The sequence below is a fragment of the Synechocystis sp. PCC 7509 genome (assembly GCF_000332075.2).
Classification (GTDB): domain Bacteria; phylum Cyanobacteriota; class Cyanobacteriia; order Cyanobacteriales; family Chroococcidiopsidaceae; genus Aliterella.
This window is the reverse complement of record NZ_ALVU02000001.1, coordinates 1,395,243-1,419,344: the sequence shown is the minus strand read 5'-3', so window position 1 is coordinate 1,419,344 and position 24,102 is coordinate 1,395,243. Positions and strand designations below refer to the sequence as shown.

Sequence of the window (24,102 nt, the reverse complement as noted above, 5' to 3'; positions counted from 1 at the left end):
ATCCAACACAAAAGGTAGCTAATGGAAAGCGTGGATTTAATCGTAATTGGTAGCGGTCAAGGTGGGATTCCGTTAGCGACAGATTTTGCCAAGGAAGGTAAGCGTGTAGTATTGTTTGAGCGTGATGTTTTGGGGGGTAGTTGCATTAATTATGGTTGTACGCCTTCTAAAGCATTTTTAGCGGCGGCTCATGCCGCAGGTAGGGCAAAACAAGCGGAAAAGCTCGGTATCCATGCTCAAGTTAGCGTTGATTTCCCGGCGGTAATGCAACGAGTTCGCAGTATCCGCGACAGTTTCAAGCAAGGCATTCATAAACGTTTAGAAGATGCTGGGGTGGAAGTAGTATTTGCTGAAGCATCATTTATTGGCGAAAAAACTGTAAAGGGTGGCGATTTTGTTGTTCAAGCACCAACAATTGTAATTAATACTGGTACATCAGCTTTAGTTCCCTCTATTCCTGGTTTGGCGGGGACACCTTATTTAACAAACCGCAACTTTTTCGACCTTGAAGCATTACCAAAGCGTCTAATAGTAATTGGCGGCGGTTATATTGGCTTGGAGTTGGGACAAGGAATTGCTCGTTTAGGTAGCCAAACGCAGATAATTGTCAGAGGAAGTCGCCTTCTAAATAATGAAGAAGCTGAAGTTAGCCAAACTTTAGCTCAAGCAATGGAACAAGACGGTATTAAGCTCCATTTCAACGCCGAAGTTAAACAAGTCGCTTATACAGACGGAGTATTTACAGTCACGCTTAATAATGGAGAAACCTTGCCAGCCGAAGCTTTACTTGTAGCCACAGGACGCAAGCCAAATACTCAAGCATTAAATGTAGCAGCTACAGGAATAGAATTAAGCGATCGCAATTACATTAAAATTGACAATTACTTTGCTACTACTTGCAATGGTATTTATGCCATTGGCGATGTGGCGGGACAACCTGCTTTTACTCATGTTTCTTGGGAAGACTACCGCCGCTTGAAAGCAATTTTGGCACAGGAAGATAGAAATAAGAGCGATCGCACTCTCGGTTATGCTATCTATACAGAGCCGCAAGTTGGACGAGTGGGAATGACCCTCGAACAAGCGCAACAAAAAGGCATTAATACCCGTAGCGTCACCTTACCCATGTCAGAAATTGCTAGAGCAATTGAGTGGGGACACGATTTAGGCTTTTATCGTATGGTTATCGATAGCGATACTGATAAAATATTAGGTGCAACCTTAGTCGGCTACGAAGCGGCGGAGATCGTTCATGTGTTTCTAGACCTTATAGAAGCAGGCGCGACATGGCAGTTATTAGAGCAATCTGTCCATATTCATCCCACCTATGGAGAAGCACTACCAAGTCTAGCGCGGTTGTACCAACACTAAAATGAGGTTTACCTCTCAAATTCACCGCTTAAGTTTGTCATGTACAGTTTTAGCCAACTTGGTGTTATCTCTGAACTCTGCCAACATAGTGAAGTTGGTAAGCTTTTACCGTCTGCTCTTTACGTCCATATTTCAGCTTTACCCTGTCTCGATCCTCTGTTGCAAAGCTATGAGCAAATCGCCAAGTTTGCTAGAGAGCAACAAAATATTAATATTGTCAAATTTAGTACAGATAAATTAAAAATTTCTTACTTGTACTATCCTGATTTTGACAGCGATCCTCACCCCGCCTTACAAGCAAGCATTGTAGTAGATTTAAAAACTCTAGAAACAAGTTATCGAGACTACCGTAACTCCGACAATCCCCCGATATTGCACCGCAAAGAAACTTTTGTTACTCGCGATTACCCGCTTTACGAACAATTTGCCGCTTTAACTCGCCGCGAACAGGCTTTAGGGTTGCTAAGTAATACTACCGCAATTGGGACGCGGCTTTTGTGGGAGCAACGCCTAGAATTGCGAGGAGTTGAACTGCAAGGACATAGCTTAATATTGCATCCAGAACGCTGTAGTAGCGCTACTCCCCGCATTGAACGCCATAAAGCCGCGATCGCACGTACTGAATTATCCCGTCCGGTACGCCTTGCTCTTGAAGCTAATTTATTTAGTCCCGAAACTACTTTTTTCGATTACGGTTGCGGCTATGGTGGCGATATTAGTTGCATTAATAAACTGGGTTACAGCAGTACGGGCTGGGATCCTCATTACTCCCCCGATACTCCCCGCATAGCCGCCGATATTGTTAATTTGGGGTATGTAATTAATGTTATTGAAGACACAAAAGAGCGTCGGGAAGCCTTGATTAAGGCGTGGGAACTCACGCGCCAAGTATTGATTGTGTCAGCGCAAGTATTGATTAGCGATCGCACTAAAGGACAAATAGCATACGGTGACGGTGTTGTTACACGGCGCAATACTTTTCAAAAGTATTACGAACAAGAAGAACTAAAAATTTATATCGAACAGGTACTAGGATTAGAGGCGATTCCGGTAGCTTTGGGGATTTATTTTGTATTCCAAGATCCCAGCCAAGCCCAAAGTTTCCGCGCCTCTCGCTATCGTTCTCGCGCCACTACGCCCAAAATTCGCGTCCCTAGTAAGCGGTTTGAAGATTACCAAGAGTTACTTACTCCCCTAATGAATTTTATTAGCGATCGCGGACGATTGCCTGTCAAAAGTGAAATTCCCCAAGAATCGCAACTATTGGCAGAATTTCATAGTTTTAAACGCGCTTTTCAAGTCATTCTTCAAGCAACAGATGCTTTGGAGTGGGAAGCGATCGCGCAAAAACGCCGAGAAGACTTGTTAGTTTATTTTGCTTTGAGTAAGTTTAGTTATCGCCCAAAATTGGCAGACTTGAAGCCCCAAATCCAAGAAGATATCAAAGCTTTGTTTGGTAGTTACAAGCAAGCAATTGGGTGCGCGGATCAGATGCTGTTTAGTGTTGGCAACTTAGATATTATTGCCCAATGCTGCCAAAAGTCCGAAGTTGGTCACAAACTGCCCAACTCTTTAACAATTCATGTTTCTAGCTTGGAATCTCTTAACCCTTTACTACGCCTCTATGAAGGCTGTGCTAGTCGCACTATTGGACGCATGGATTCGGCGAATGTCATTAAATTTCATACCAAAGCACCAAAAATTTCTTACTACTTTTACCCAGATTTTGACTCTAAAGCTCATCCTACGTTATCCGCCAGTATGCAGATAGATTTACGGGATTTGCAGGCAATTTATACAGACTATGATGGCGATTATGACCCCCCAGTATTACACCAAAAAGATACATTGGTTACTTGCGACTATCCGCACTACGCCAAATTTGCTAAACTAAGCGATCGCGAACAAGATTGGGGTTTATTAGATAATTGGCATGAAATCAAACGCTTGCAAGGTTGGCAAAAATGTTTAATAGAGCATTGCGCTACCATTGATAAACATCAATTGCGGTGGAGCAAAGATGCCGATCCTTACAAGTTAAAGTTACTACGTTCGGCGATTAGCAAAAAAAGAGCAAATAGCAAAAACTTTTTTAATACTTAGCTAATTCAATCCAGCTTTCTATCCCTTTTCTAGTTGGTGTTCCTTTGGCTGTAAACGTCCAGATATCGCGCTTGTGCTGAAGTCCGTAACTAACATGAACAGGACGAGACGCGCCGTAATAATAGATAGAATCAAAGGGTAAATGCGATCGCAATATCCAGTCAATAATGCGATCGCTCTTTTCATCTATAATCAAAAAATCACAAGCAGCGCCTAATCTTTCACAGTAATACTTGCCATTTTTTTTGACTTCATAAGCCATATGTTGATCCCTTGTTGGATCTATTCGACCATTTTTAACCCCTGTAACTGCATCTTTTTTATCTAAATATTTCTTTAAGTCTGGCGAACAAAAGCCATAAGTTAACTGAAACTTATCTTTGCCAAAATAGTCAATTATTGGTTCTAAAATAAACTTACTTAAATCTTCTAATGCTAAAGTAGCCTCCTTTAAGTTTGTCGGATAGCAATTAATTTCGTGGGCATATTTTTTATAGGTATTTGTACAAATACAAAAATCTTTCAGGGTAAAATACTTACCAACTTGCATAAATCCACAACTTATTACTATTTACAATAGAGTTGTACTATCTCCATAAATAGCCAGTATGATATTGTACATTTCTAAGAAGTTAATCATTGAATCGCATTCTTCTTCTTTAAAATTTTCATAATAACGAATTAAATCAGCAATACAAGTTTCCGAGTGAGAGTGAGCAGGCTTACAAATAAGAATCAGCTTAAGTATTACCGTTACTAAAGTTAAAGTATTGCCTTGAGAAATCAACAACAAAAACAATGGCGATGGCTGACGATGATTTTCTGTTGTTAAACTTTCAATTAACCGATTGCAAGTAATAATCAATAATGAATCGGTTAAAATTTCTTCATTATGCTTTTCATATAATGACAAAATTTTTAAATTTAACGTATCTAAAAGTTCTTCGTGATCGATAAAAATGCTTAAATATTTGTATAAATTTTGTTTAAAGTGCTTATATTTTTGTCCTTTAGACTGTTCAGAAAAAATTTTCGCGAACTTCTTATAAGTTGCTGGTTCTCTTTTGGCGACGATAGTTTTGATTAGCCTTAAAACCTCATCACTTACGCCTGTTGGATTCTTTGCCAAACTGTTTTGGGTGTCGCTTTCTGCACGAGCAAGATACATTGTTAAGTCAAATTTAAACCGATATCTTAAATGTTTTGCTCTTTCTTTGGCAGCTTCCCGGTGTTCCAAAGAATTTTTAGGATTAACCGATTGAGCTAGAAATATGTGAGAACTATAGCGTTCGCTCCAGTGACGTGTTTTTTGAGTTTGTTGAGTTTGTTGGTTAACAACTTTATCTGCAAACAACTTAATTTCTTGATAATCTTGACTATCTACAAACTTTTTTAACCAACTTCTTAAACAATTACTAATCGGTGAAAGCGAAGTCTTTTCAATGCTTGGGTTATTGAATAACTCCACTAAACTATGTATGTGCTTAATTTGTTTAGTAGTTTTCCAGTTATTTATTAATATATAACAACAGCGTTTGAGCGTTGCATAAAATATATCTTCCTCCCCAGCTACAACTAGCTCATACAAACCCTCAACAGCCCCCGAATTAATAGAGCCTAAATGTTGAATAAATAAACTATTAAATTCTTGTAAAACGGCTTCGGGCGACCAACTCTTAATAATACTCATTAAAAATGAATATATTTTTTCTTGAGCTTGCTCAATATTTTCCGTCGGTCTAATTAATTTGACACTTAATTGAGAATTTTGATTGTCCGTCATAACAGCACTTAATCAGTATAAAATAGTGCGGGCAATTCAGTCTTCATACTTAGCTAATTTAGGTCATCTACTCAATAATTAGAATTTTTACTTTTAAAAATAGTGTTAACTAATTCAATTTATTAACAAAGTTAATTCTATCTACCGTTATATACTACCGAGATTATACGGATAACTTTATTATAATTATTATGTTATCAAAACTCAACTTTGGTGAATATACTGGATTTTACTTAAGAATTGTTTATTTTTGATTAAAAAATAACTCATGTGCTAACACAGCGCAAATAAATAAGCTCAAAACTAAGCCCTAGCTAAAGCGTAGCGTCTAGTTTTGAGCTTTCAACTCAAAGCTTATTGTAGCAATGATTTTGTTATGGGGGCAGAGAGACTTGAACTCTCACGACTTTTACATCAACGGATTTTCATCCTCTCGTAGCTTTCGCCACTGCCCAAAGATTTTATCTTTAGGTTTTGAGAATTGGACTCTCCCTTTACCCTCGCCACAGTTACGTTAGGGTAGCTCCCGTCGAGTCTCTGCACCTTCCGAAAAACTAAGTTTTCGGCTTGGCTCAGGATTGCCTTGTCTGTCACCAGATTTAGGTTTCCCTGAATTTGAGAGCGGTCACTTGACAGATTTCTCCAGTCAAGGCTCAGTTTTCTAAGTCCGCAGCGTCTACCATTCCGCCATGCCCCCGGTCTTATTTTGAGCGCGACTTCCTATCATATACACAATTCATTAATTTGTAAACATAAAAAACTAGAAACATTGATTTTTAGTTTGAAGTAAATGGAATTTTAGTCGTGGATAATGCGCCAAAGTCCAAAGAACGTAATAATATAGCAGGTGAAAAACTTGCCCTTGGTACCTAGAAGCGAAAACCCATGATTGTACCCTTACTTTACTTAATACTGGCTGGCTCTTACTTATTTGTATTGCCCATAGCAACTTTGTTTTATTTGAGACTTAGGTGGTATACAGCTACTTCCTTCGAGCGCGGTTTTATGTACTTTTTGGTATTTTTCTTTTTTCCAGGGTTATTGCTGCTGTCGCCCTTTGCCAATTTTCGCCCCCAGCGCCGACAAGTTCAGGGATGAAAAATGCGAAAAATTGATGTGTTGGGTATTGGTATAGGTGTCTTTGTTGCTGGTGGGCTAGTTTACGTAGTTTTACAAGTAGTTGGTCTAGATAATCTAGAAGCAGGCATCTGGAGTCAATTATTGTTAGTAGCGGGCTTAATTGGTTGGATAGCGACTTATATTACTAGAGCCGCAAGCAATAAAATGACTTACCATCAGCAACGAGAAGCCTACGAACAAGCCTATTTTAAAAAGAGGATAGATGAACTTACCCCCGAACAATTGGCTAACATTCAAGCAGAAATCGATCAAGAGAAGTCGCAAACCAAGTAGAGCAAAAATAATTAGCTAACGTTGTAGTCTCTGATTTTGTCCCTAGAAGAAGCAGGAAGCTAGTTAAACTAGCTGTAGGAGGTTGGAATAGCTTAATCGCTTCTACAAGCTCTAGGAAACAGGCAAAAACCGTCTCAATCACCGTCATATTTGAGTATTGCCACAGCTTGAAAACAGCGATTAAATGCTACAAAGATTAGAACATTTCCAACAAAGTAGTAAAGACTGGCTGCTAGGCGGCGATTTTGGACAGTTAAATCAACTCACTGAGCAATTATATTTAGAACTGTCTGAGCGATCGCGGCAAGGAATAGCACCAAAAGTATTGATTGCAGAACGATCGCCTGTTAAGTTTTTAGCAGGCTTTATTGCAGCTTCGGCGGCTAGTTGTCCAGTTTTTTTAAGCAATCCCTACTGGGTACAACAAGAATGGCAGCAGGTATTTAAAATAGTACGACCAGACTTAGTTTTAGGCTATGGAGATTGGGAATTAGAAATAAAAAATTATTACCCAAACTCTCCGCAAGTTGTAAATCCAAACTGGTTAATGATTCCTACGGGGGGTTCATCGGGAAATATTTGCTTTGCTATCCATACCTGGGAAACTTTGACAGCTTCGGTTGCAGGTTTTCAGCAATATTTTCAATTACAAGAAATAAATTCATTTTGTACGTTGCCGCTCTATCATGTAAGCGGACTTATGCAGTTTATGCGCTCTTTTACTACTAATGGCAAGTTAGTAATTCAGCAATTAGATAGTGCATTTAGTGACATTGAATTTAGCAATTTTTTTATATCATTAGTGCCAACTCAGCTACAAAGATTGCTAGAAAAACCCAATACAGCCAAATGGTTATCAAAGTTTAAAGTTGTATTGTTAGGTGGCGCACCAGCTTGGCAAGAATTAGTAGATAAAGCTAAACAATATAAGATTAATTTAGCGCTTACTTATGGGATGACAGAAACAGCTTCGGGGATCGCAATTTTGAAGCCGGAAAACTTTTTAAGTGGTAATAATAGTTGCGGTCAAATTTTACCTCATAGTCAAGTAACAATTTGCAATGATAGGGGAGAAAAATTAGCGCAAAATCAAGTAGGTAATATTACTATTAATTCCCAATCTTTAGCTCTTGGGTATTACCCAAACTTATTTAAAAATAAAGAAAATTTTAGATTGGATGACTTAGGATTTATTGATTCAAGAGGTTTTCTAAACTTAGTAGGACGTAGTAGTAATAAAATAATTACTGGGGGAGAGAATGTTTACCCAATCGAAGTAGAATCCGCTATTAGAGGCACTAATTTAGTGGCAGATGTTTGTGTAATTGGTGTGAGCGATCGCCTTTGGGGGCAAATAGTAACAGCAATTTATGTTGAAAATGAGCAAAGGGTTTCTGTGGCTAAATTACAAAGTGCGATCGCCGACAAACTAAGTAAATACAAACAACCCAAACATTGGATTGCAGTAGAACATATACCCCGTAATGCTCAAGGTAAAATTAACTATGAGCAAATAAAAGCGATCGCTAAAGAACATCTAAAAATTAGTTTCTAATCTATCAGATTATTCTTTGCACAACTGCAACCAAAGTAACATTTCCGCCGTCAATTCTTGCCTAGTTCTAGTAGTTGGATGAATACAAACGTGCCGAGTAATTGCCTTAGCCATCAATTGCTTATTTAAGCCTAAAACTTGATAAATAATCTCAAATTTCTCGTTGCTTAACTGTTGAGGCTGCAAATTAATATTGATCTCGTCTCCACAAAAAAGCGGCTGGAAAAAATCAACGTCAGCGTGAACAATTGGGATAGCCGCCGCAGGATTACTAAAAAAAGTTTTGAGATTAATATTTGCAGCAACTAAAGAAGCTTCATAAGCTTCATGACAGATTGATAATACATTGACAAAGTAAACAACTCCCGCCGCATCGGTATCGCCAAAGCGGATAACTCTTTTGTAAGCAAAGGGCATTTTGTCAAGATGATTTAATATAAGGCTCACACTAGCAAAAAGGAGAGCCTTAGTTAGCAACAATATTTTATGCCTTCACACCTTCAATTACATTTGCAGCCATTCCTGATGGGACAATGCGGGTTAGCTTGAAGCCCGCCGCCGCAAATAGTTCGTTAAACTCTGTTTCCGTGCGTTCCCGCCCACCATTAGTCATTAACAACATTTCTAAATCGAGTAGTTTACCCATTGATGGTTGGTTAGCTGGGGGAAGTACGTCTTCTACTACTAATAGCTTGCCGTTTGCAGGCATAACTTGATGACAATTTTTTAATATAGAAGTTGCTTTTTCATCATCCCAATCGTGGATAATATGTTTCATGATGTAAGCATCGCCGCCATTGGGTACAGACTCAAAAAAGCTACCGGAAACAATAGAAGTGCGGTTGCTAAACTTGTCAAGATGCGGGCTTGCGCCTACCACAACGGCGGGTAAATCGTAGAGAATACCTTGAAGATTTGGGTTAGATTCTAGAATGTAAGCCAAAAGCTTTCCGTGTCCGCCACCAACATCAACGAGGGTATGGATTGAGGAAAAGTCATAATTAGCAACAATTTCTACACTATCTCTAGTGGTAAGACTGGTCATACAAGAGTCAAAAATAGCCGCCGCTTCGGGGTTTTCACCAAGATAGGGAAACACGGACATTTTGAAAACATGGTCAAAAGCAGGCTTACCCGTTTTTACACTGTAAAGAATATCTCCCCAAGGCTGCCAGTGCCAAGGTTCTCCACCCATCATTACAGCAACCGCATTTAACGATTCTGGTATATCCGAGCGCAAATATTCCGCCATTGGCGTTAATTCAAAATAGCGATTATCGCCTTCGCTGAATATCCCTAAACTAGATAATGCTCGTAATATTCGATATAAAGAATTAGCGTCAACGTTAGTTAATGTTGCTAGTTCTTCGCTACTTTTCGACCCATCTTTTAATAAGTCGGCAATCCCAAGTTTAGCGGCTACATAAATAGCTTGACTTACCCACCCCCCCGTAATCATTTGCATTAGCGTTTCAGGTAAAGGTAGAGAGGTAGTTGGGTTTTGAGTTGTAGTTGCAATCATAATATGCTTCTCTAAAAGCGATGTTATTAGTTTATACACAACAACTATAGAGATTCCCAGAAATAATTAACTAAGGGCAATAAATTGTAGCAAACCACTACAGGACAACGGATCGGCGCTTTAATGATTATTTTTATGGCTTTAAACTCATTGGCAAAGAGGATTGTAACAGGTAGCCGCGATCGCCTAGACACATCTATAATTTTATTAATATAGCTTAGGTAAAAGTTACAAATTAGTCCTTTTTAACGGTTAAACTTGCTCAATTAATATCTTTTAATTTTATCTAAGCTCTAAATTTTTTTTGTTAAATTAAATAGCTCCCCCTCTTTTAAGGAGACTTGGGGGAGCTATTTTATCAACCCGTATACTTATCTACAAAGCTTTGCAAACCTGATTTATAGCCTGCGCCCACCGCTTGAAATCTCCATTCCCCATCTTTTTTATATAACTTACCAAATTCAATTGCTGTTTCGGCGGAAGCATCCTCATCTAACTCATACTTAGTAATTTCTTTCTCGGTAGTGTTGTCATAAATTCTGATGTAAGAATTTCTAACTTGACCAAAGTTTTGTTTTCTTTGTTCTCCTTCATGAATAGTTACGACAAAAACTATTTCTTGAATAGAAGCATCTACTTTACTTAAATCGATTTGGACAGTTTCATCATCACCCACACCTTCCCCAGTTAGGCTATCTCCTTCATGTTTTACCGAGCCATCAGGCGAAGTTTTATTATTGTAGAATACAAAGTATTTATCATTAGGAATTTTACCGCTAGTTCCTAACATAAATATCGAGGCATCCAAGTCAAAAGCTGTACCTGTATCTGTAGCGTTAATGTCCCACCCTAAGCCAATTCCGGCATTTTTTAAATTGGGTGCTTCTTTAGATAAATTGATTCGTTCGCCTTTACCGAGATTAATTGACATAATTGTTACCTAGTTTTTTACAACGATTCGTAGCTTGCTAACGGAGGCAATTAGACAGTTTATACCTAAGTTTAGGATAAAAGACAAAGGTGATTTTTACCTAATATTTAAGCATAGGTTTTCACAAGTTCCTCTAACCCATTAGCTTTAACGCCGTTACCAATAGCTGCCATTTTCCACTCATTATTATGATTATAAATCTCCGCCATAATCATTCCCGTCATCCCTTTGTATTCTGTACCAGATAGATTATATCTAGCCAATTCTTGATTGTTCGCGGCATTAACCAAGCGGACAAAAGCATTTTTAACTAATGAAAAGTCTTGATTGCGAGTTTTACACTGGTAGATATTGACAGTGAAAACAAGTTTTTGAATATCTTGAGGTATCCGTGCCAAGTCTACAATAATCTGTTCGTCGTCGCCATCTCCTGCACCGGTGAGATTGTCGCCTAAATGTGTAATCGACCCCGATTTGTGGGACAAATTGGCAAAGTAAACCACGTTAGCTTTATCTTTAATTTTGCCTTCTCTGTCTAAACAAATGACCGAAGCATCCAAGTCACAATCTTGAGTATTGCTAAAAGCGCCAAATAAGCCACCACTGGCACGTTTTGCTACATCCCAGCCCAATCCACACATTAGCCTTGTTAGCCCTGGTGCTTCTTTCGATAGAGAAATGCGTTGACCTTTTTCTAAGTTGATTGCCATGTAAATTATCCTAATTATTAGTTGATATGCCTAGCCAGTAAACAATTAGCTGTAGCGATTAAGGATGGCTTGCAAACCACCTTGATAGCCCGATCCCACAGCATTAAGCCGCCATTCGCCATCTTTGCGGTAAAGTTCCGCCATAATTAGCGCGGTTTCAACAGAGTAGTCTTCTACTAAGTCATAACGAATTGCTTCTTGTTTTGTCTGAGCATTGACAACGCGCACGAAAGCATTTCTAATTTGACCAAAATTTTGACCGCGTTGTTGAGCTTCGTAGATAGTTACAGTTACAATAACTTTTTGGACATCGTTGGGTACTTTTTTGAGGTTAACTTTGATAATTTCATCATCCCCTTCACCTATTCCCGTGAGGTTATCCCCCATGTGCTGAACGGATTTATCAGTATCAGAGCTAGTTAGGTTATTGTAAAAAATAAAGTGGTTGTCAGAAATTAATTTTTCGTTGCTACCTAACAAAAACACTGAAGAATCCAAATCAAAGTCGTAACCTGTATCGGTGGCTTTAATATCCCATCCTAGTCCAATAAAGATTTCTGTTAAACCTGGAGCAACTTTTTCTAAGGATACTCGTTGTCCTTTAGTTAGTGAAACTGCCATGATTTGGTTTTCCTGTGCTAAACAAGTAGGAATTTGATTTGTGCTAGGAGAAATCTTTGGTAATAGCTAACAGTTAGTATGCGATCGCTTTCGGAAAATAATTTACTTTATTTGTCTATTGTATCCTCCAATCTTTTTGTCCTGCGCTCTATCTTATTTTTCAATTCCTTGGGCTGCCATCAGTAAAAATACTCAAGATAAAAATGCCCTGAATTAATTTTTAAACAGGTGGGAATTTAGATGTTATTTTTGGTTTTATGTCAATATACCAATCTGTATAATTATTACGCAAAAGCCACTTTGTCTAACTTGTCTAAATTTTTGTTTGCCAATTTCTTGCTCTTTCTGCTAATTCTTTGGTATCTAAATAATCTAAAGCAAAAGCTCTATGCAGCAAAGGAGTAGGAATAAATCGGTCATATTTTTGCAGCTTCAATACTTCTTTACTACTAACTAACTGTTGAGGTGCTATTTGTTGAGTGCATAAAGAATAAATTTTGTTAAAAGTGTTAGCTATTTTATCTTTATTTACTTTCAGTAGCATAAAATATGGGCTGACACCAGTAATACTTTTAATTTCTAAAGTTTCTCGACCATACAAATTAAGCAACCTTTCTAAAGTACGATAAGTTACTGTTCCCATCCAAGGAAAAATACAGCAAGTATTGCTTTTTGTTAATAAAACATTAAATTGATTTAATCCCGTGCTTTTTGCTAGTTGACGCGCAGATTTTAATCTTGCTTTAGCGCCGGATTGTAAGTAACTGTACTCTGTGTCTTCTGCTAAAACTTGCTGCATTTTCTGCAAGATTTTAGTATGAATATTGCTGCTACCGCCACGCCAAGCAATATTCGCTATTCCTTCTACGGGTTTCACCCAAATAGTATTTGCTTTTGGTTCAATATCAAATATTTCCCAAGTTCTACCAGCTAGAGTAAATCTGTTTCCTGGCGGCGGCATAATGATACTGCCAATTTCCATAGATTCATCTCTAACTTTATATTCTTTATTGTCCGCAAATACTGCGTAAAATTGGAAAGAATTTACAACCTTCTCCCCTTTTACGCCAATAATTAAATTACCTTTCTCTGTTTGTTGTAAATGGTCAATTTCTAATAAGTGATTTAGTAATAGGCGAAAATCGTCGGTAGCAATAGCGGTAAAACTTGGCAATTTTAAAACTTGTACAGCTAACGCCGCCGGAGAAAGTTCGCCCATTGCCGCTAAAATACTCATAGTTTGGTGGTATAGCAAGCTCATCGGATACTGCAAGGGACGGATGGGTTCAATCCAGCGTTCTTCTAGGTACAGTTGGATAATTGCGATCGCCTGCAATAATTGCCAAGGAATTTGATAAGGTAAAGCGGATTCTGCGTTTGGCTCTTTTTCCGTGCAGACAAACCCCATTTCTGATGGTTCTCCACGTCTTCCCGAACGTCCTAGCCTCTGCAAGAAGCTGGATACTGATATGGGAGCGTCTAGTTGCATTACGCGCTCTAATTGACCAATATCTATGCCCAATTCTAGAGTAACAGTTGCTGCCGTCACTGCCGAAGATGTGCGAAGCCCTGCGTGCGCGCTTGCGCTATCGCGCATTGCCGATTCTGCATCTTGACGCAGTTTTGCCGAAATACTGCCATGATGAACATGATAAATGTCTGGAAACCCAACATTAGCTGCTATTTGACGCAAGTTAGAAACCACTGATTCAGTTTCAGCGCGGTTGTTGGCAAATATCAAACAGTTACGAGATTTTGTCCGTTCAAAAATGTATTGATAGTAAGGATTTGTAAGAGATTCTTCCTCTTTATCTGGTGTGTAAAAATGCTCTACAGCTAAATGTAACTTTCTTTGTCCGCCTTGAATATCTGAAGTAATAACTTCTCGATTCGTTCCAGCTTGCAACCAGTTGGCGGCGGAAGTATAATCGCCTAGAGTTGCCGATAAACCAATTCTGCGCGGTGGAATGGGAATAAACTTAGACAATCGTGCTAATTGACAAATAATTTGACCGCCACGTTCAGAACCCATAAAAGCATGAACTTCATCAATAATAATAAATTTTAGTTCACCAAATAAACGATTTAGTTGGCTATATTTATTTATTAACAAGCTTTCTAAAGATTCTGGCGTAATTTGCAATACACCTTTAGGATCTTTTAATAACATTTGTTTGCGACTTGGTGCAACATCACCATGCCAATGACAAACCGGAATATCAGCTTCTTTTAATAAGTCATTTAACCGCGCAAATTGATCGTTTATTAGTGCTTTAATCGGACTAATATATAAAACCCCAATTGTATTTGTGGGGTTTTGCTGCATCAAAGTTAAAACGGGCAAAAAAGCGGCTTCAGTCTTTCCTGAAGCCGTACCCGCAGCTAGTAATACATGAGCATCCGTGTCAAAAATTGCTTGACAAGCTTCTATTTGAATAGGTCTTAATTCCGTCCAATTGTGAGTATAAATATACTCTTGAATAAACGGCGCAAGTCTAGAAAAAGTGGGATCGTTCATAAAGTAAATTCAGCAAATTCACTATCATCTATTTTGGTAACTTTACTATTAGCAGTAAGGGTAAACCCAGAACTATGCAGTAATTTAGTTATAGTCAAATCTTGGTTTTGCTGCAAAACATTCAAAACACTCACAAAATCGCGGACTACTTCACCAGGAGTTAGTAAAGCATTTGCACCTAAACGATTAATTACTTCTTGCATAAACATTTTTAATTCATCATTTGTTAAGCTTTTCTCCGTACTGTAATGAACAGCATGAACATTAGATAATCGCTGAAAAAGCAACAATATTTCTGATTCTGTTAACGCTTCTAATTGAAAAACTGGGCTAGATGTATCTTGAAAACCTTTTGTAAAACGGCTTTTTGTCGTGCGTCGCTTCCAAGCTAAATCGTTAAAAAGTCCGCGCTTTGAATCTTCTAAAAAGTTAGGAGTTCCGCCGATATAAATACCTAAATGTTCGGCTTTACCTTGCATAGTGTCATTAAATATTGCTAGCAATTTATCATAATTATTTTGCCGCGATATACTGTGACTTATTTTGTATAAATGTACAGCTTCATCTAATAAAATTATTAATCCTTTATAACCAATATCGGCAACAAACTTAGCTAAGATTTTAATATAGTCATACCAGCTATCGTCTTCAATAATATCTCTAACTCCTAACAATGATTTTGCTTCAATCTTATTAGCAAAATCAGCTTTTAACCAGCGTAAAGCCGCAGTTTTTTTACTATCATCATCCCCACGATAACCGCGCCAATAAGTAGTAATAACTGTAGCAAAGGCAAACCCATGTACTAAGCCTTCAGTTTCTTTAATTGCTTCGATTATTTTTGTTTCTACTTTGTCGTCAAAACCTTCATCATTTGGGCGCATTCCGGTAGCTTGAGCAACTTGATTTTGAATCCCATTAATCCAACCTTCTAGTATTGGTGTTAAAGCGCTACCATCAGGACGAATCTTAGTAGAAAGATTCTGCATCAATTCTCGATAGGTTGCTACTCCATGTCCACTTGCTCCCACTAAACGACGCTCTGGCGATAAGTCTGCATCTGCAACTACAAATCCGCGCTCCATTGCATAGTTACGAATAAGTTGCAAAATAAAACTTTTTCCCGCGCCATAACGTCCGACAATAAACCGAAATGCACCGCCACCTTCGCCAATATTATCTAAGTCTTGTAATAGAGCAGTGACTTCCTTTTCTCTACCTACAGCAATATGTTCTAAACCAACTCTTGGTACTACTCCCGCTCCTAAAGAATTGATTAAAGCTGTAGTAACTCTTTTCGGTATTTTGATAGACATTTATAGAGTTTTATTTAAGTTAAGTATTTTGTTTAATTGAATTAAATATTCTTCCATAATTCCTAAAGGTATAGAATCGCTCCCTGGTTCAATTAATAAATCTCCTATAGTATCTAGGGCGCATTCATTTATAGAATCAATTAATAATTCCGGCATGGTAATATTATCCTCAGCAATTTTCTTAATAGTTGCACTAGGATCGTTTTGCTGTATAATTGCTTCAATTACTTGCATTTCGGATTTACTAATATGGGAGATAAAGTTTTGCCATTCTTCAGGAATTTTAGCGGTGGTTTTCTCCGTAACTAAATGTTTTTGTTGTTCGATAAGTTGATTTAATTCTTGTTTTATTTTATCATTTTTAGATTGATATTCTAGTAATTCCTTATTTAGAAAGCTAAGATGAATTTGAGTATTATCTTTTTGCTCAGATATCGCATTTAAAGCTTCAGTGGATTCTGTTTGCTGTTTCTCTAGCTGCTGAATCTCGGTTTGTAACTGATGAGATTTTTCTTCTAGCTGGGGTTTGAGGCGATTAAGTAGTGTTACACCGTCTTCTAAGTCTTGTTTTTGAGTGTGTAAGTGAGTAACTTGACTGCGCAAGTCTTGTAACTGATTTTCAAATAAGTAAAATTCTGTTTCTGCATCGTGCTTTAATTTTTTTAGCGATCGCACAGATTGATGTATTTCGCCTTTATGTTGTTCTAAGTCTTGAACTTGTACCTGTAATTCTTGAACATTATTTACTAAATTAGTTTTTTGTTGAACTAATAAATCCAATTCTTGAGTAACTTGTTGCTGATAATAACGTTGCTCAGTTGTACGTTCCGATAGTTGGCGCAGTTGAACTTGCAGAAAATTGATGTTAGTTTCTGTTTGTTGCCTTTGCTCAGAAGTTACCCGTAAAGCTTGATTTAACTGTACTTGCCACTTTTCTAACTTATAAATCTCTGCTTGCAAATCGTTGAGAATTAGCTTTTGCTGATTTCGCTGTTTGAGATTTATCGCCCCTACACCCAAAAATGTAGCAGGTATAGTAATTAAACCTGTTTCTAAAGCAATTCCTACATCTTGGCTGACAATTAAGCTTAGGACTAAGCTGGCACTAAAGACAACCGCACCCAGAAGCAACCGATTTTTTCCCATAACAGATAACAGTAAAGAAAATACAGGCAATTGGTTCGCAGGATAAAATATTTTATTACTGCGTGCCTTCTTCAATCACAATTGCAGGAATTGTAAGCGATCAAAGTCTAATTATGCTAATTGTTTGTAGGTTAATTTTTATTTAGCTGCCAAATCTGCTTGGATAAAGTCAATAAACTGTCGTGCAGTCCTTCCCGAACGCCCATTGTGACGAGTAGCCCATTGCAAAGCTTGATATTTCAAGTCTTGCTGACTAAGATTAATTTTAGCTTGGGCGGCTAAATGACGAACAATTTTTAGATAGGTTTCTTGGTCGGCGCTTTCAAAAGTTATAGTTAAACCAAAGCGATCGCTAAAAGATAATTTTTCTTGTACTGTATCCCAAGCATTGACTTCTTCGCTATTGCTGGGACTTGGGCGATCGTCAAAAAATTCTTTAATTAAGTGTCGCCGATTAGAAGTCGCATAAACAACTACATTTTGGGGACGAGCAGTTAAATTGCCCTCTAGCACCACTTTAAGAGCCTTAAAAGTATCGTCATCTTCCTCAAACGATAAATCGTCCACAAAGATGATAAATTTCTGTACAGCGCCGCGCAACTGCTCCAAAATCGTAGGTAAAGCTTGCAAGTCAGATTTAGCAACTTCAATTATCCGCAGTTGGCGACTTTGATATTCATGCAGCAATCCCTTAACTAAAGAAGATTTACCCGAACCGCGACTACCGTAGAGCAATACGTGCAAAGCTGGATAACCTGCAAGCAAAAACTCAGTATTTTTAATTAAAGCATCGCGCTGATACTCGTAACCCGCCAGTTGACTGACTTGCACGGGATCGGGAGTATTTATACCCACAAGTTGCCCCGATTGCCAGCGCAAAGCTTGGTATTGAGCAAATAAACCCGTACCATATTGCTGATAGTAAGCGGCTAAATCTTCCAAACCATCCGCCCAATTATCCAATTGTTGTAACTTAGTTTGAATTGGTTTTGTTTGTGAATCACAATACCAAGCAACCGGAGCAAAATTAGTAGCCGATCGCACCCACTCGCTTAACAAGTCGCCACTACACTGATAAAGAAGCTGCAAAGATTGCAAATCTTGCTTAGTAGCGGCGATTAATGCTGGTGGTAAATTTGCGTAATTGTGTACTTGACGAGAGAAAGGATTATCATCTAACAGAATTTGTGCGATTAGAAAATCTTGCCAACTTTGGTTAGTTTGAGAAGTCGCCTTAAACCATGTAGCATAAGCTTGAATGACAGCAATTTCGTCAATATCACTATGACCCATAGCTGGCATTAGTTCGATTTGCTGCAATGCTTGCAATAGGTCAATAAATGACTTACCAACGGGATTATTTAAAACCGATTGATATAGCAGTAAAGACGCGCAGCAACGGCGCAACAATTGAATTGATAAATCCATAGTTAGGTTAATTTTAAGCTATCCTAACAGCGATGTGCTTAGAAGTTAACTATATTAAGGGCGCATAACCAAACGTGACGCTAAACAAACGGCATCTTACTACAACAGAACGAAAGTCTGCCAAATTTACATTGTCAGGAATTGTATAGCGCTGAGTACCGCTAAACTTCTGGATGTGTCCCAAACTGATAAACTTTTGCTGTTGATATTCTTTTGGCTGGCGATCGCGGTGTAATAATACCAATACATCTGGGCCACCCTCGGTTTTAAACGTTTCGTCAAATTCTAGGTAACGCTTACCATTAGCAGTTATTACTCTCACCCCACCCTCGGTAGAGTGGGATACCGTTACAAATTTTGCGATCGCATTTTTAGATGTCTCAACTACAGGGGTAATGGTTGCAATAGCTTGATCTGGCGGAGTTTGGTTAGTACAAGCAAATAGTAGTAAAGAGATGCTGGCGATCGCTAAATGTTTAAGTTTCATAAATTTATGCCCTGACAAGTGCATTCTAAGCTACCAAATAACTACACTTTTCTCTTGAGCTAATCCGTAAAAATTAACAATCAGTTAGCTTTTTATAGGCTTCATTAATTTTTTTAAATTTCTCTTGAGCTTATAATTGCAATTTAGGATTATTAAAAAATAAATCTGGATGCCATTTCTTAACTAGACGCTTGTAAGCTTGTTTAATTTCATCTTGAGAAGCGCCGGATTTAACTTCTAAAATTTCACAAAATGCTTTATTTTTATTATTTATAGGTGGAGTATATTTAGCATTGGTGAGGTTTTGAAGATTACGCAGTTGGGCTTTTAGCTGCTCCAATTCTTCCTCAATCTCTTGGGATAAATATTTCTTTTTTGTCTTGCTGTCACTTGTAGGCGGAGTATATTTAACATTAGCAGGATTGGCGGGCGCTTGAGGATTACGCATTTGAGCTTTTAGCTGGTTTAATTTTTCCTCAATCTCCCAAGATTCAAAACTATTCATAACATTTCTAACAAATTATTTATTAACTGCACCTGATAATTTTGCTTATTAACTTCCAACGACTCTCGGCTTTTATGAAACTCAATAGACTCGATAGTTGTCTTCTCATATTGATAGAGCTTCGTAAAAGCATCTTCGCTAAAATAAGTTAAATAATCTTTGGCAGCAGTATAAATTTGAGAAATTTGTTGCTGCTACTTTAGCCGTCATGAGTATTGTTTCCTAAATAATATATTGGGCGAGCAAAGCCCACCCTTGTTAGAATATTTTTATTTTTTGAGTTTAAATAAGTCTGGCAATGACAATTATTGATTAGCTGATAAACGTTGCCTGACTAGATGCTCAAAATGATATAAATAAGCCGCTACACTTACCCAAAAAAGAGTTTGGGGAGTAAAAAACTTTTCGAGTTTATGCCAGTCTCTTAGAAACACTATAAAGTTGAAAGCAGGAAACAAAAAGCCTAATATGCTAACAGTTATCATTATTGATAATGTTATTACTACCCAGCCATATAACCCTTCCCACCAGCTAATTATTCCCGGAAAAAAGCTTATTTCTGTATTCTGTGAAGATTTACTATTTGGAGCTAGACAATCCATAATTATATGAAGTCAATGATGAGCAACAGCAATAAACACAATAGGTGATAAAGCAGCAAAGACTAAAAATATAAAATTTAATCTTGGCGAATTTCTAGCTAAATAAAAGCCAAACTCCGCAATTCTAGTAGTTGCTCAAGCTTGGTAAATTCTTTATAACTGTAACCTTAAAACTAAGTAAGCGTCTAGTAATTAACTAAAAGTTTTGAACAATTTTTTGTTAATAAATACGCAACTTTTATTTTGAACAAATATACGAACTATCTTGAACTTTGGTGTCTATACTGAAGCTTAATTTAATTAAGTTTATTTTATTTATATAAATTATCAAAAAATAAGCATTAACTCTGAGAAATTAGAAAATTAGCTAATCCCAAGCAAATTTTTTCTCAATAGTTTAAATAGTTTTGTTAACCAAAAGGCGATCGCATTTAAGATAAGTCAGTATTTGTAGTTAGATAAGTAAAAGAGATAGTTCTACTTAAAATTATGATAGGTATTATTACTGCGATCGCCTACGGTGTCTTAGCGCTTATAGGAGGCATCATTGGTTACGTGCAAGCACAAAGCAAAGCATCGCTCATTTCCGGCAGTATAAGCGGCTTATTGCTGATTGTAGCGGGTGTTATGCAGTTACAAGGACAAGAAGCGGGGCTAATTTTGGCAACGGTAATAACATCAGTGTTATTAATTGTCTTTGCAATCCGACTTACCAAAACTCGTAAGTTTATGCCTGCGGGGTTGATGAGCCTATTAGGTATAGTATCGCTAGGGCTAATGGTGTCTGAACTAATTTAAAAGTTTTCAATTGGCAGGTGTTACGCTTCTTGCTTGTAGCGAATCTTTAAAACCAAGATGATTGAGGCAAGAAAAAAAGTCACGATATTTGCTGCCACAATAGGGATATCATGAACGGTAAAACCGTACACTAGCCATAGAATAATTCCAGCACACAGAATAATTAACATACTCCAAGACAAATCACCAGCAGATTTTGACTGCCAAGTTTTGATTAGTTGGGGTAAGTAGGCGATCGTAGTGAGTACACCTGCAACTAAACCTAAAGTGGTTGTAAGATTGCCATCCATGGTTTTTTACTTGGTAGTTTTATCTATACTGCCCAAGTTTGCCATAAAAATTTCAATTTGGGTTTTCGGGTGACATCAATTCTGTATAAAGATGCGCTAAAAGGGAATAAGAATGTGCAGAAGGATAAAAGTGATGGGTCGTCCATTCCAAGTAGAGATAGCTGAAAGCCGAGAAAAGTTAGATAAAAATCTCAAACAGGTTCGGACAGCAAGTAGTAAGGAAAGATTACAAATGCTCTACTTGCTCAAAAGCGGACAAGTAAGCAGTAGAAAAGAACTAGCTTCATTGCTTGGGAGAGATCAAGCAACGATTACTCGATGGCGCTCGAAAATAATAGACTTCCTGCATAAATAATTTTTTGCTCCCCTAGCCCCCAACCTTGGGGGACTTTAAATCTAGTTCCGCGTTTATATCAATGAGTTGTGGGAAAAACTGAAGAATCTAGCCCCCAACCTTGGGGGACTTTAAATCTAGTTCCCCCCAGAATTGGGGGGTTAGGGGGACAAAAGATCGTTTGCCCAAGCAGTCTAACGAACTAATTTCCTGCGATGTTTTAGTTGTTGGCGGTGGTACAGGTGGTACATCGGCAGCAATCAAATCCGCAAGGAAAGGGGCTAAAACTATCCTGGTTAGCGCATTTGAATGGTTAGGCGGAATGCTTATAGCAGCCCCCGATGGGAAAGAATTAGAAGCTTTTCAAACCGGGCTATGGGGCGAATTTTTACAGCAATTACAACAAAAACAAATAGGCAGATTAAATAATAGTTGGGTAAGTTTTTTTAGCTATAATCCCCGCTTAGGTGCAGAAATATTTAAGGGTTGGGTAAAAGAATTACCAAATTTACATTGGATTGCGGGAAGCATCCCCTTAGAAGTCATCAAAGATGGTAATGCAGTTACTGGGGTAAGATTTAGCGATTTTACCGTCAAAGCCAAGATTACCTTAGATGCAACAGAACTTGGAGACTTGTTAGAATTAGCCGAAATTCCCTATCGTTGGGGTTGGGAATTACACGCGCAATGGGGCGAAGCTAGTGCGCCCGTTACCGAAAATGAATTAACTAAAACTTACCCAATTCAAGCGCCTACTTGGGTAGTAATTATGCAAGAATTTGAAAGTGCGATCGCGCCAACAATTCCCGCACCACCAACTTACAACCCCACAAAGTTTACTGATGCTTGGGCAAATTACGGGAAAGAAGAATTTTTAAACTACGGACGTTTGCCAGAAAATCTATTTATGATTAATTGGACCCTGCATGGTAACGATTATGCAGAAGGCGTACAACGTTTAATTGAATCAGAAACATCAAAACAGGAATTTTTACAACAAAGTCTTTGGCATACTCTAAGGATTTGCCCACTTTATTCAAACTCAATTCGGGCGCAAATACGAACTTGCAACGAATATTTTTCCTAACGGTAGTGCTTATGCAATTCATCCCTACTACCGCGAAAGTCGCCGCCTAGTTGGAATAACCACCGTAACAGACCAAGATATTTTACCTGTTTCTGAGGGAAAGGTTGTTTTATTACCGCCGGAAAGTATTGCTATAGGCAACTACGCCAACGATCATCATTACCCTAACGACAACTATCCCCTCCAACCTAAATCTATCCGTTGGGGAGGACGACGCTGGACGGGTACGCCTTTTACAATTTCTGATAGTTGCCTTGTACCAATGCAAACCGATGGTTTATTAGCCTGTGAAAAAAATATCTCTCTTTCTCACATTGCTAATGGTGCAACTAGATTACAACCCGTAGTTATGAATATTGGATAAGCGGCGGGAATGGCGGCGGCGCTGTGCGTAGAATTGGGTTGTCAACCGCGAGACTTGCCTGTAAGAAAGCTACAAAACGCCTTATTGCAAGCTAAAGCTTCTATTATTCCTTTATTCAATTTGCCTTCTAATCATCCCGATTGGTTGTACTGGCAAACCTATTATTTAGACAATCAAGAAGCTTACCCCATTAGCGGCAACTGCCCTTGTAGTCAAAACGCCTCACCACCACTACAACCTAATTCTCACAGCTTTGAAGGCATCTTTAACTGTCATCGCGAGCAAAATTATACGCTCACCTTAACCGAATCAATGCAGACATGGCAATTAGTCACAATGCGATCGCACATCCACGATAAATTACAAATCTGTACCAATAATCAATATCTAAAAGTTTGGGGAACTCTCAATTACTCAGGAAAATGGTTGTTAGTTGAAACTTGTACAGTAGAATAGTGACCCTTTGCACTAAAACTGTTAAGCTTCTGTATACTAAAGGCTAATCAAGCTTTGCCTAACTAGACAATGAGTGTTGCACTAACTCAAAAAATTCCTCTTGATGAATTTCTAAGGCTGCCATACTTAGATGATTCTCCAGCGTGGGAGTATGCTAACGGGGTGGCAATCCAAAAACCGATGCCAAAATTGCGACATTCTATTTTGCAAAAGCGCTTATTAATTGCCCTTGATAATAGTAGCGACAACTACACTGCGTTACCTGAATTGCGATGTACCTTTGCTGGACGTTCTATTGTCCCCGATATATCTGTAATTGCCTGGAATCGCATACAGGTTAATGATACTGGAGAGCCAGAAGATAATTTTGTTGAAGCTCCAGATTGGACAATTGAAATTCTTTCGCCCGATCAAAAAGTAACTCGTGTAATTGATAACATCCTTCATTGCCTGCATCATGGCTGCTGCTTAGGGTGGCTAGTCGATCCTCATGATTATTCTATTTTAACTTTTGCCCCTCAACAAGAACCTAATATTTATAGAGGCGAAGTCCAAGTTCTCATCTTGCCAGAAATAAATCTACAAATTACTGCCGCCCAAATCTTTAATTGGCTAAAATTAAATCAAAGTTAAAAATTCGGGAATTGTAAGTTTTTATACTGTATTTAGGGAGGACAGTCCCAAAACTGGCTAAAAATTGTCACAACAAAATTCAAATAGTTCGATTATGGTAGTAATAATCTCCTTGTTAAAATAGAACTT

Annotated in this window: 25 protein-coding genes; 11 read left to right on the top strand and 14 right to left on the bottom strand. The window is 38.1% G+C overall.

Annotated elements, in window-relative coordinates; genetic code table 11:
• Positions 1 to 21: 21 nt before the first annotated feature.
• Both SYN7509_RS0207220 and SYN7509_RS0207215 read left to right on the top strand, forming a co-directional pair.
• Complete coding sequence (locus SYN7509_RS0207220) at positions 22 to 1,371, top strand: dihydrolipoyl dehydrogenase family protein (RefSeq protein WP_009634348.1); 1,350 nt, start codon at positions 22 to 24, stop codon at positions 1,369 to 1,371.
• Positions 1,372 to 1,410: 39 nt separating this feature from the next.
• Positions 1,411 to 3,474: a DNA phosphorothioation-associated putative methyltransferase gene (locus tag SYN7509_RS0207215; RefSeq protein WP_009634349.1), complete on the top strand. Its 2,064-nt coding sequence runs from the start codon at positions 1,411 to 1,413 to the stop codon at positions 3,472 to 3,474.
• Here SYN7509_RS0207215 and SYN7509_RS0207210 read toward each other — a convergent pair.
• Both SYN7509_RS0207210 and SYN7509_RS25335 read right to left on the bottom strand, forming a co-directional pair.
• A complete protein-coding gene (locus tag SYN7509_RS0207210; protein WP_009634350.1) occupies positions 3,464 to 4,024 on the bottom strand; it encodes a hypothetical protein in 561 nt (186 codons plus the stop codon). The genes SYN7509_RS0207215 and SYN7509_RS0207210 overlap by 11 nt on opposite strands.
• A gap of 21 nt (positions 4,025 to 4,045) precedes the next feature.
• Positions 4,046 to 5,257, bottom strand: coding sequence for a hypothetical protein (locus SYN7509_RS25335; RefSeq protein ID WP_009634351.1), 1,212 nt, complete (start codon positions 5,255 to 5,257; stop codon positions 4,046 to 4,048).
• An 885-nt stretch (positions 5,258 to 6,142) separates the two neighbouring features.
• Here SYN7509_RS25335 and ndhL point away from each other — a divergent pair.
• From ndhL to SYN7509_RS0207185, 3 genes are all read left to right on the top strand, one after another.
• Positions 6,143 to 6,355 carry an NAD(P)H-quinone oxidoreductase subunit L gene (ndhL, locus tag SYN7509_RS0207195; protein ID WP_028954163.1) on the top strand — a complete coding sequence of 71 codons (213 nt, stop codon included), beginning with the start codon at positions 6,143 to 6,145 and terminating at the stop codon, positions 6,353 to 6,355.
• 3 nt (positions 6,356 to 6,358) lie between these two features.
• The gene (locus tag SYN7509_RS0207190) at positions 6,359 to 6,670 is read left to right on the top strand and encodes a DUF3007 family protein (RefSeq protein ID WP_009634352.1); all 312 of its coding nucleotides are present in this window, start codon (positions 6,359 to 6,361) and stop codon (positions 6,668 to 6,670) included.
• Positions 6,671 to 6,854: 184 nt separating this feature from the next.
• A complete protein-coding gene (locus tag SYN7509_RS0207185) occupies positions 6,855 to 8,225 on the top strand; it encodes a 2-succinylbenzoate--CoA ligase (protein ID WP_009634353.1) in 1,371 nt (456 codons plus the stop codon).
• A 9-nt stretch (positions 8,226 to 8,234) separates the two neighbouring features.
• Here SYN7509_RS0207185 and SYN7509_RS0207180 read toward each other — a convergent pair whose 3' ends face one another.
• From SYN7509_RS0207180 to SYN7509_RS0207125, 11 genes are all read right to left on the bottom strand, one after another.
• A complete protein-coding gene (locus SYN7509_RS0207180) occupies positions 8,235 to 8,642 on the bottom strand; it encodes an acyl-CoA thioesterase (RefSeq protein ID WP_009634354.1) in 408 nt (135 codons plus the stop codon).
• 67 nt (positions 8,643 to 8,709) lie between these two features.
• A complete protein-coding gene (locus SYN7509_RS0207175) occupies positions 8,710 to 9,747 on the bottom strand; it encodes a methyltransferase (RefSeq protein ID WP_009634355.1) in 1,038 nt (345 codons plus the stop codon).
• A gap of 358 nt (positions 9,748 to 10,105) precedes the next feature.
• Positions 10,106 to 10,678 (bottom strand): TerD family protein, encoded by a 573-nt coding sequence (locus SYN7509_RS0207170; RefSeq protein WP_009634356.1) that lies wholly within the window; start codon positions 10,676 to 10,678, stop codon positions 10,106 to 10,108.
• A gap of 107 nt (positions 10,679 to 10,785) precedes the next feature.
• Complete coding sequence (locus tag SYN7509_RS0207165) at positions 10,786 to 11,388, bottom strand: TerD family protein (protein WP_009634357.1); 603 nt, start codon at positions 11,386 to 11,388, stop codon at positions 10,786 to 10,788.
• A gap of 45 nt (positions 11,389 to 11,433) precedes the next feature.
• Entirely contained in the window at positions 11,434 to 12,009 is a 576-nt protein-coding gene (locus tag SYN7509_RS0207160; RefSeq protein ID WP_009634358.1) for a TerD family protein, read from the bottom strand.
• Between the two features lie 313 nt (positions 12,010 to 12,322).
• Entirely contained in the window at positions 12,323 to 14,527 is a 2,205-nt protein-coding gene (locus SYN7509_RS0207155; RefSeq protein ID WP_009634359.1) for a DEAD/DEAH box helicase, read from the bottom strand.
• Positions 14,524 to 15,843: an ATP-binding protein gene (locus SYN7509_RS0207150; RefSeq protein WP_009634360.1), complete on the bottom strand. Its 1,320-nt coding sequence runs from the start codon at positions 15,841 to 15,843 to the stop codon at positions 14,524 to 14,526. The genes SYN7509_RS0207155 and SYN7509_RS0207150 overlap by 4 nt, the downstream gene beginning before the upstream one ends.
• A complete protein-coding gene (locus SYN7509_RS0207145; RefSeq protein ID WP_009634361.1) occupies positions 15,844 to 16,989 on the bottom strand; it encodes a tellurite resistance TerB C-terminal domain-containing protein in 1,146 nt (381 codons plus the stop codon).
• Between the two features lie 138 nt (positions 16,990 to 17,127).
• Positions 17,128 to 18,417 carry an ATP-binding protein gene (locus SYN7509_RS0207135; RefSeq protein WP_009634362.1) on the bottom strand — a complete coding sequence of 430 codons (1,290 nt, stop codon included), beginning with the start codon at positions 18,415 to 18,417 and terminating at the stop codon, positions 17,128 to 17,130.
• A 49-nt stretch (positions 18,418 to 18,466) separates the two neighbouring features.
• The gene (locus SYN7509_RS0207130) at positions 18,467 to 18,904 is read right to left on the bottom strand and encodes a DM13 domain-containing protein (protein WP_009634363.1); all 438 of its coding nucleotides are present in this window, start codon (positions 18,902 to 18,904) and stop codon (positions 18,467 to 18,469) included.
• 130 nt (positions 18,905 to 19,034) lie between these two features.
• Positions 19,035 to 19,409, bottom strand: a complete 375-nt coding sequence (locus SYN7509_RS0207125; RefSeq protein WP_009634364.1) for a J domain-containing protein — start codon at positions 19,407 to 19,409, stop codon at positions 19,035 to 19,037.
• Positions 19,410 to 20,500: 1,091 nt separating this feature from the next.
• Between SYN7509_RS0207125 and SYN7509_RS0207115 the strand changes: the two genes are divergently transcribed.
• Positions 20,501 to 20,809: a TMEM14 family protein gene (locus SYN7509_RS0207115; protein ID WP_009634366.1), complete on the top strand. Its 309-nt coding sequence runs from the start codon at positions 20,501 to 20,503 to the stop codon at positions 20,807 to 20,809.
• A 20-nt stretch (positions 20,810 to 20,829) separates the two neighbouring features.
• Here the strand turns inward: SYN7509_RS0207115 and SYN7509_RS0207110 are convergent, their stop codons facing one another.
• A complete protein-coding gene (locus SYN7509_RS0207110) occupies positions 20,830 to 21,099 on the bottom strand; it encodes a SemiSWEET transporter (RefSeq protein ID WP_009634367.1) in 270 nt (89 codons plus the stop codon).
• A 133-nt stretch (positions 21,100 to 21,232) separates the two neighbouring features.
• Here SYN7509_RS0207110 and SYN7509_RS0207105 point away from each other — a divergent pair, with 133 nt between their 5' ends.
• From SYN7509_RS0207105 to SYN7509_RS0207095, 5 genes are all read left to right on the top strand, one after another.
• Positions 21,233 to 21,454 (top strand): helix-turn-helix domain-containing protein, encoded by a 222-nt coding sequence (locus tag SYN7509_RS0207105; RefSeq protein WP_009634368.1) that lies wholly within the window; start codon positions 21,233 to 21,235, stop codon positions 21,452 to 21,454.
• 160 nt (positions 21,455 to 21,614) lie between these two features.
• Positions 21,615 to 22,520 carry an FAD-dependent oxidoreductase gene (locus tag SYN7509_RS25330; protein ID WP_255327290.1) on the top strand — a complete coding sequence of 302 codons (906 nt, stop codon included), beginning with the start codon at positions 21,615 to 21,617 and terminating at the stop codon, positions 22,518 to 22,520.
• Positions 22,468 to 22,884: an FAD-dependent oxidoreductase gene (locus tag SYN7509_RS31265; RefSeq protein WP_369792305.1), complete on the top strand. Its 417-nt coding sequence runs from the start codon at positions 22,468 to 22,470 to the stop codon at positions 22,882 to 22,884. The genes SYN7509_RS25330 and SYN7509_RS31265 overlap by 53 nt, the downstream gene beginning before the upstream one ends.
• Positions 22,885 to 22,893: 9 nt before the next feature.
• On the top strand, positions 22,894 to 23,340 hold the full coding sequence (locus tag SYN7509_RS30950) for a hypothetical protein (RefSeq protein WP_009634371.1): 447 nt from the start codon (positions 22,894 to 22,896) through the stop codon (positions 23,338 to 23,340).
• A 69-nt stretch (positions 23,341 to 23,409) separates the two neighbouring features.
• Positions 23,410 to 23,973 carry a Uma2 family endonuclease gene (locus tag SYN7509_RS0207095; RefSeq protein ID WP_009634372.1) on the top strand — a complete coding sequence of 188 codons (564 nt, stop codon included), beginning with the start codon at positions 23,410 to 23,412 and terminating at the stop codon, positions 23,971 to 23,973.
• Positions 23,974 to 24,102: the final 129 nt, after the last annotated feature.